The organism is Microbacterium sp., from assembly GCF_031179285.1.
GTDB lineage: Bacteria > Actinomycetota > Actinomycetes > Actinomycetales > Microbacteriaceae > Microbacterium.
Genome location: NZ_JAPSHY010000053.1, coordinates 1 through 7,326, shown reverse-complemented (window position 1 = coordinate 7,326; position 7,326 = coordinate 1). Strand labels below are relative to the sequence as shown.

Annotated in this window: 9 protein-coding genes and 2 pseudogenes; 6 read left to right on the top strand and 5 right to left on the bottom strand. The window is 66.8% G+C overall.

The genetic code is table 11. The features are described from left to right. Positions 1 to 208 precede the first annotated feature (208 nt). The 5 genes and pseudogenes from RIN18_RS16990 to RIN18_RS16975 all read left to right on the top strand — a co-directional run bounded on the left by RIN18_RS16990 (position 209) and on the right by RIN18_RS16975 (position 3,528). Positions 209 to 454 (top strand): hypothetical protein, encoded by a 246-nt coding sequence (locus RIN18_RS16990; RefSeq protein ID WP_309105163.1) that lies wholly within the window; start codon positions 209 to 211, stop codon positions 452 to 454. A gap of 258 nt (positions 455 to 712) precedes the next feature. Continuing rightward, complete coding sequence (locus tag RIN18_RS16985) at positions 713 to 1,837, top strand: hypothetical protein (RefSeq protein WP_309105162.1); 1,125 nt, start codon at positions 713 to 715, stop codon at positions 1,835 to 1,837. A gap of 24 nt (positions 1,838 to 1,861) precedes the next feature. Beyond that, positions 1,862 to 2,140, top strand: a complete 279-nt coding sequence (locus RIN18_RS16980; RefSeq protein ID WP_309105161.1) for a hypothetical protein — start codon at positions 1,862 to 1,864, stop codon at positions 2,138 to 2,140. 54 nt (positions 2,141 to 2,194) lie between these two features. Beyond that, positions 2,195 to 2,374 (top strand): annotated as a pseudogene (locus tag RIN18_RS17690) (FAD-dependent oxidoreductase); the annotation flags it as partial. Then, positions 2,362 to 3,528 (top strand): flavin monoamine oxidase family protein, encoded by a 1,167-nt coding sequence (locus RIN18_RS16975; protein WP_375163546.1) that lies wholly within the window; start codon positions 2,362 to 2,364, stop codon positions 3,526 to 3,528. The pseudogene RIN18_RS17690 and the gene RIN18_RS16975, both read left to right, overlap by 13 nt. Positions 3,529 to 3,570: 42 nt before the next feature. Here the strand turns inward: RIN18_RS16975 and RIN18_RS16970 are convergent, their stop codons facing one another. From RIN18_RS16970 to RIN18_RS16955, 4 genes are all read right to left on the bottom strand, one after another. Further along, entirely contained in the window at positions 3,571 to 4,728 is a 1,158-nt protein-coding gene (locus tag RIN18_RS16970; protein WP_309105164.1) for a calcium:proton antiporter, read from the bottom strand. 101 nt (positions 4,729 to 4,829) lie between these two features. Next, the gene (locus RIN18_RS16965; RefSeq protein WP_309105160.1) at positions 4,830 to 5,048 is read right to left on the bottom strand and encodes a hypothetical protein; all 219 of its coding nucleotides are present in this window, start codon (positions 5,046 to 5,048) and stop codon (positions 4,830 to 4,832) included. Continuing rightward, positions 5,045 to 5,941 (bottom strand): EamA family transporter, encoded by an 897-nt coding sequence (locus tag RIN18_RS16960; RefSeq protein ID WP_309105159.1) that lies wholly within the window; start codon positions 5,939 to 5,941, stop codon positions 5,045 to 5,047. The genes RIN18_RS16965 and RIN18_RS16960 overlap by 4 nt, the downstream gene beginning before the upstream one ends. Next, positions 5,934 to 6,539: an XRE family transcriptional regulator gene (locus RIN18_RS16955; protein WP_309105158.1), complete on the bottom strand. Its 606-nt coding sequence runs from the start codon at positions 6,537 to 6,539 to the stop codon at positions 5,934 to 5,936. The genes RIN18_RS16960 and RIN18_RS16955 overlap by 8 nt, the downstream gene beginning before the upstream one ends. A 158-nt stretch (positions 6,540 to 6,697) precedes the next feature. Here RIN18_RS16955 and RIN18_RS16950 point away from each other — a divergent pair, with 158 nt between their 5' ends. Next, on the top strand, positions 6,698 to 7,102 hold the full coding sequence (locus RIN18_RS16950; RefSeq protein ID WP_309105157.1) for a hypothetical protein: 405 nt from the start codon (positions 6,698 to 6,700) through the stop codon (positions 7,100 to 7,102). Positions 7,103 to 7,115: 13 nt separating this feature from the next. On the opposite strand, the pseudogene RIN18_RS16945 reads toward RIN18_RS16950, so the two are convergent. Then, a pseudogene (locus RIN18_RS16945) lies at positions 7,116 to 7,326 on the bottom strand (hypothetical protein); the annotation flags it as partial.

Here is a 7,326-nt window from a genome sequence, read left to right as displayed (position 1 = left end):
AACGGCCGCCTCGAACATCTCCGCGGATCCGCCCTCGGCTTCCGCAACCTCACGAACTATGTCGCCAGATCGCTGCTCGAAGCCGGAGGATTCAGGCCCCACCTACACTCCGGATTGCGATGAGCCAAGATGACACGATTCTTCTTCCGTTCCTTTACCTCTACCGACAGGCCGTGGAACTTCGTCTCAAGAGCCACATCAGTATGAGGTGCTCAGTGACAATCCGTTCCCGCCCGAGATTGAGAAGTTCGTTCTTGCCCTTCACGAGGACGATGAGGGAGGGGTGAGCTTCCGGTACGCCGGGAACCTCCCGAACATTCAGGAGACCGCTGACTTCCCAAAGCTCGCAGAGTGGTTGGAGACCGGATACGACAACCTATCTCTCCTTGAAGATGGCATCTACGGCGTCTACGACGCTGCTCCCACGCTGAGCGACCTCGTCGGCGAGGTGTGAGCCACTGAGCCGATTTGCGAGCCGCGATGAACCGGCGTCAGACAGCGCCGATAGTCCGGATAACTGTTCTTATCGTGGCCAATGGGCCAGACGTTGAAGTGAGATGGGGCTGAGTAGGTATCTGGCGTCTGAGCAGTGGTCGAGCGGGATCGCGGGGGTGCGCGCGTCTGCAAAGTAGATCAGAGGTCCTGACGCCGCGATTAGGCTCACGACATGGGACAGGCTCAGCATTCAGGTGGCTCGCGACCGGATGACGCGATGAGTGAGAGCTGGCTGCCGCAGCATCAGGAACATGCGTTGTACACCGCTGCGCACATCGATGCGCAGATTCTGCGGCTCGGGCAGGTCTTGCATCCGTACTTGGCTGCCGACCCCCTGAAGCTGGCTCAGAGACTGACGCCGACCACCGAGGAAGTCGTGCTCGCTGCGATCGCACCGCTGCCGCAGGCAGTGCCCCGGCTGTTCGCGGACGCTCTCAATCAGACCCGCAACCTCATGGAACACTGTTTGTTCGCGGAGGTCGAGTCGCAGCTGGGGCGCGATCTGGATCGCAAAGAGGCGGCCCTGATCGAGGTGCCGGCGAAGCTCTCGGTGGAAGCGTTCGATGACTGGGCCTCCGATAAGCGACGCAGATCGTTAGGCGTCTTCGCCCGCGGGAGCGAGCTGTACGAACGCGTTCACCGGCTCCAGCCTTTCCACCGCCGAGATGTGGACATGCACCCCCTGAGACGTCTCGCAGAGCACACGAATTTTGCGAAGCATCGAGAGCCGAGCGTCACGCTGACCCGAGTCGGTCGGGTCGACCTCGAGGACGGATCACACAGCGCATTGCGCGCCGGCGAGCAACAGGTCGCTGAAGTTGGCAGCGTTCTTGCTTCCGTTCCCCGAGGTACGAAGATGGGCGTCTCCATCTGGCCGGAAGTGGTTGTCCGAAGACCTCACACCGGCACAGTGCACACCCTCATGCACGAACTTGGGCAGCTGGAGGAATGGGTCCGAGAGCAGGCCGTTCCAATCCTGGTGAGAGGTCGCACAGACCTACCGAAGATCCCGCCGAACCTGGATCTGTCGCGCGGGTACGCGTCGTTCTCCGAGGCGTGGAATGCCGCCAGTCGGGACGCAGCCCACACGCGCCTGACCCGACGTATGGCCGGTGAAGGAGTCAGACGCGATCTCCTCGAGATGATGGCCGATTTCTACGGGGACGATAAGCGACCAGCCTTCGCGGGCTGGCTCAGCACCCTTGACGAGTCGGACGTGCTGGCTCTTTTCACGCCCGTCAGCGAAGCAGCGCTTCGGGGGGATCATGTGACCATCGAGCATCACCTCCAGCTCTGGCGAGAGCGAGCTGGCGTCGAGATCGACGACGACTCCAAGAGGTGAGAGGCACACTGCTACGGTCAGGCCATGCCGAAGCAGATGGCCATCAAGGAGTTCCGGGAACAGCAGTGGGCTGATCGCTATGCGCCGCACATCGCGCCCGTGAACGAGTACGTCGACGAGCTGCGCGAGGTGGGTCGAGGCTGGGCGCCGTACGTCGCTCCTCTTCACGGTGGTGTCGAGGCCCGGGTGCTGAGCATCCTGCGCGACCCGAGGCCGGCGACGCAGGATGCGCCAGCATCCGGGGCAGTGATCCGCACCAAACGAAGCGCCCGCGCGCTGACCACCAGGTCGCCACGGAACTGAGCCTGTCGATCGTTATCTTCGAGGAAGAGCCACCCGACGGCGAGAGGAAGCCTCATGGAACACGTCGACACGATCGTCGTGGGGGGAGGAGTCGCCGGTCTCACGGCCGCTCGGCTGCTGCGCGATGGCGGCCACCGGGTCGTGGTGCTCGAAGCCAGGAACCGCCTCGGCGGGCGGCTGCACACCGACCGTGACGGCGGCGTCACCGACCTCGGGGCCTCGTGGATCCATGGCATCGACGGCAGCCCGGTGGCGGCGGCAGCGGCGTCATTCGGTATGCGCACGGTGGAGTTCACGGTCGGCGGATATCAACCCGACAGCCGGCCATCGCCTACTACGCCCCCGACGGTTCCCGACTCTCGGACGCCGCCGCACGCGGTTTCGCCGCCGACATCCACGCCGTCGACGCGGTGCTCGGGGAGGAGATCGCTCGATCAGCCCCCGGCGCCTCATACCGCGACGTCACCGAGGTGGCGCTCGCCCGGCAGCACTGGGACGCGGAACGCACGCAGCGGGCGCGGGAGTTCCTCGAGCACCGGTGCGAGGAGCAGTACGGGGTCCAGATCGAGCAGCTCGCGGCCCACGGCCTCGACGACGACGCGATCGATGGAGACGAGGTCGTCTTCCCCGACGGATACGACGTGCTCTCGCAGCACCTTGCGCACGGGCTCGACATGCGCCTCGGGCACGCAGTCACGCGCATCGAATGGAGCGACCGCGTCAGCATCCGCACCGCCGAGGGCGACTTCAGGGCGGACACCGCCGTGGTGACGCTGCCGGTCGGTGTGCTGCGCTCCGACTCCGTCGAGTTCGTGCCGGCACTGCCGCAGGTCAACTTCGAAGCGCTCCTGCGCCTCGACATGAACGCGTTTGAGAAGGTCTTCCTGCGCTTCCCGTCCAGCTTCTGGGATGCCGGCGTCTACGCGATACGGCAGCAGGGGCCGCAGGGCGGATGGTGGCACTCCTGGTACGACCTCACCGCGGTGCATGGCGAACCAACACTGCTGACCTTCGCCGCAGGGGATGCCGCTCGATGCACCCGGGAATGGGATGACGCGCGCGTCGCCGAGTCGGTGATGGCTCAGCTGCGGCGCTTGTACGGCGAGCGCACAGTGAGTCCGACGCGCATCCACCGCACGGCATGGCAGGACGATCCCTTCGCGCGCGGGTCGTACGCGTACATGAAGGCAGGAGCGACGACCGCTGACCATGACGACCTCGCAGCCCCGATCGGCAGAGTGCTGCACATCGCCGGCGAGGCGACCTGGACCGCGGACCCCGCCACCGTCGCAGGCGCGATGTTCTCGGGCCATCGCGCGGCGGAGCGCATTCTGAAGCGAAGAGTGCCGATCGAGCGCGCATGGTCACCGGATGTCAGCAGCGACTGAGGGCGAGCGCATAAGCTGCGGTCGGTGGGAACCTGCAACGGTTCACGAGAAGACGCTGATGCCATACAGGGCGAAGGTCATCAGGTGTGCTCCGCCGTGCAGCGCGGTCACTCGTCTGCCCGAGAACGTGGTCAGGCTCAGCAGCAGCGTGAGTCCGAGCAGCAGCTGATTCGCCGGCGTCTCGGCGAGCACGACCGTCTGTCCGGTCAGCATCCCGATGGTCAGCACAGCCGGGATGGTCAGGCCGACGGTTGAGACCAGTGCGCCGTGGCAGAGGTTGCTGACCCGCTGGATCTCACCGTTGTGCGCTGCCCGGATCGTCGTGATGGTTTCGGGCAGGAAGACGATCATCGCGATCAAGATGCCCGAGAGTGCAACCGGGGCGCCGGCTCGGTCGAGGCCGTCGTCGAGCAGAGTCGCCATGTCGTGGGAGAGCAGCACGATCGGAACGACGGTGGCGATGAGGACAAGTGTGTGGGTGACCACTTCGGCGCGGTGTTCGGAGATCGCGCTGAGCACCAACGAACCCTCTCGGAGCGGCTGCTGCGCTGCGGCACCGGCGCTCGTAAGGCGTTTTTCGGGCGCCACTTCCTGGAAGTCGCCGCGTTGCTCGCCCATCTGCCGATGCAGGAAGAACGCGTAGAGGAGCACCGTGAGCACGATGATCGGAATCTCCTGGCCGGGCGTATAGGAGCCTCCCTCTCCGATGAGGCCGGGGAGGGCGAATGCTACGGCGAGAAGTACGACGAGGAGTGACAGGTAGGCCGATACCCCAGTGCGGTTCGGGCGCAGGCGCGCATGGCGCAATCCACCGACCAGTAAGGCGATGCCGATGACGAGGTTCAGGATGATCATCGAGACGGCCATGACCGAGTCGCGCGCGATGGTCGTGTGCTCGCCGGGGCCGAGCATCACCGCAGAGATGAGGATGACCTCGATCATCACGATGGACAACGTCAGGACGAGGGTGCCGTAGGGGTCGCCGAGTCGCCGCGCGAGGTGCTCCGCCTCGCCCACGACGCCGAACGCGCACACCACGATCACGGCGATGATGCCGGCCAGCACGGTCACCAGCACCGGCGTGGAAAGGCGCGCCGACAGGAACGGCTGCGCAGCGAAGAGCACGGCGAATGCTCCCCAGCCGAGCACCAGACGGAAGACCACGCGGCCGGCGACGACCGTGCGAAGAGTGGCGGTGATGGACACGGATTACTGCTCGTTTCTGCTGGGCCGTCCCGCTTGCTCGATCACCGTCGGGTCGTCCCGCCGGAACTCTTCCGCACCCCAGGGTAGTCGTGTCATCACCCGAGGGCGAGCTCGCGCACCACCTCGGCCACCCGTGCCCCTGGCGCGCTCGTCAGACGTGAGCTAGGCGTATGAGCCGGTCGACCGAGCACCGTGATCGACTCCACTCCCGATCCTGCGAGACGCTCGACGAGCCGGACGAACGACGCCTCATCGACGACATCGTCCTTGAGCGGTGCGAGGGGGAAGGCGCTCAGCCCGGTGAAGGCGTTCACGATTGCGCCGTGACAGCGGTGGCATCAGTCTGACGCGCGCCGCCGCGCTGTGCCGCGGCACCGGCCACGATCACCAGCGCGATGCCGACCAGTTGCAGGAGCGTCGGCGTCTGAGCCAGCAGCAGCAGCCCGAGCAGGATGCCGAAGGCGGGCTCGACGGAGAGCAGCGTGCCGAAAGCGGTGTGCGTCATGCGGCGCAGGGCCAGCATCTCGAAGCCGAAGGCGATCACCGGCGAGATCAGCGCGATCCCGGCGGCGGCGGGGAGCACCCACCACGTGAAGTCGCCGCTGATGACCTGGGGGAGCCCGACCGGCAGCGTCGCCAACGCGGCGATGGGGATCGTCAGAGACAGCCCGCTGATGCCGGAGAACCGATCGCCGACGTGCTGGGTGAAGAGGTTGTACAGACCCCAGCAGACTCCCGCGGCGAGGGCGAACCCGACCCCGGCAAGGTCGATGCTCCCGCGCCAGGGTTCGGTCAGCAGCACGACGCCCGCGAGGGCGAGCAGCGGCCACACCAGCGCCTTGCGGTGCCGGCTCATCAGGCCGGCGACGGTGAGTGGTCCGAGGAACTCGATCGCGACGGCGGTTCCGAGCGGGATGCGTTCCACGGCGCCGAGGAAGAACGTCGTCATGAACCCCGTCACCACTCCCAGCACGAGCAGCGCCGGCAGATCTCCCCTGCGCAACGAGCGGATGCAGGGACGGGCGATCATCCAGAGGAACACGACCCCGAAGCACATGCGCAGCCATGCCGTTCCGGCCGCCCCGACCTGCGCGATCACCCCAGCGGAGAGGGCGTTGGAGAGCTGTACGGCCAGCATCGCTGCGACCGCCAGCGACCACGGGGGCACGCCTCGGCCGGCGCGGTTCGCCCGCGCGGCGTCAGACATTCGGGGTCCCCATCCTGTGCCCGGCGCCGACGCCGGGTTCGAAGACCGCGAGCGAGAACCGCACCGCCGCTTCATTCGGGTTGCCATACGCGTGAACGACGTCGCCGTGAAAGGTCAGAGCGTCACCGGGGCCGAGCTCGTAGCTGTCGTCGCCGACCGTCACCGTCATTGCGCCCTCCTGCACCTGCAGCACCTCGCGGGTGCCGGTGGCGTGCGCCTCGCTCTCGTGACGTTCGCCCGGGGCGAGGGTCCAGTCCCACAGCTCCACCACGTCCGGCGGCTCCGTGCCCGCGACGAGCACGCCCTGCCCGCCGAGAGCACCGGTCCAGAGCACGGCGCCCTCGCCCCGCCGGGTCCGCTTCACCGTGCGGCCGGCGGGCGGCTCCACGAGGGCAGGCAGCCCGACCCCGAGCGCATCCGACAGACGCAGCAGCGTGCCGACGCTCGGGTTGACCGTGCCCTGCTCGACGTTCACGAGCATCCGCCGGCTCAGGCCCGCCGTCGCGGCAAGCTGGTCGAGCGTCCACGCCCGACCCTTGCGCTCCTGCCTCACTCGCGCGCCAATCGCGCGGGCCAGTGATTCTGCAGCCCCATCCATGTAGTGCAGCATAGTGCACTTGGTTGGCAGTTTTCTGTCTACCTGGTCGTCGCGCACCACGCCCCTTCACCGCATGCACCTCGGGGCGTACGCTGACACCAGGCGGGTGATCCTGCCCGCTCACGAACGGCGGAAGCCGACGAGGAAGGCGGTGCGTGATGGACTCGATGATGATGGACGCGATGTCGAAGGATATGACCTCCATGCCGGGCATGGAGACGATGGACATGTCGGCGATGCAGGCCTGTATGGACGCTTGTGCGGCCTGCGAGCAGGCGTGCGTGGTGTGTTCGACGCAGATGATGGACTGCAGTACGGCCTGCATGAACTGCGCCGACATGTGCAACACGATGATGCGCGCGATGATGCGGATGCAGGGCATGACGCCCGCAGCGATGACGGCGATGCTCGAGGCGTGCATCGCGATGTGCGCGATGTGCATGGAGGAGTGCGCGAAGCACTCCGAGCACAGCGACGTCTGCCGCATGTGCGCTCAGGCCTGCAAGGACTGCATGGACGCCTGCACGGCCATGCGCGACTCGATGGCGCAGACGGGGTCCTGACACCCCGCCGGACTCAGCGGACGGCGACGTTGTACTGCGCGCGCCCCACGGCCAGCACGCCGTAGGCGCGGTGCAGTGCGACCGGCGTGCCCGGACCCGCCTCGAGCGCGGCTCCGCCGGAGTTCCACAGCGCGTGCTCGTCGCCGTCGAGCGTGCGCAGCGACAGGACACCGGATGCCGGATCGGCGCTCTCGACGACGGCATCCGTCCACCCCGACGGCGTG

Coding starts and splice junctions, on each gene's coding strand:
- RIN18_RS16985 (WP_309105162.1), top strand. CDS start 713: ATGAGTGAGAGCTGGCTGCCGCAGCATCAGGAACATGCGTTGTACACC.
- RIN18_RS16980 (WP_309105161.1), top strand. CDS start 1,862: ATGCCGAAGCAGATGGCCATCAAGGAGTTCCGGGAACAGCAGTGGGCT.
- RIN18_RS16960 (WP_309105159.1), bottom strand. CDS start 5,941: ATGTCTGACGCCGCGCGGGCGAACCGCGCCGGCCGAGGCGTGCCCCCG.
- RIN18_RS16955 (WP_309105158.1), bottom strand. CDS start 6,539: ATGGATGGGGCTGCAGAATCACTGGCCCGCGCGATTGGCGCGCGAGTG.
- RIN18_RS16950 (WP_309105157.1), top strand. CDS start 6,698: ATGGACTCGATGATGATGGACGCGATGTCGAAGGATATGACCTCCATG.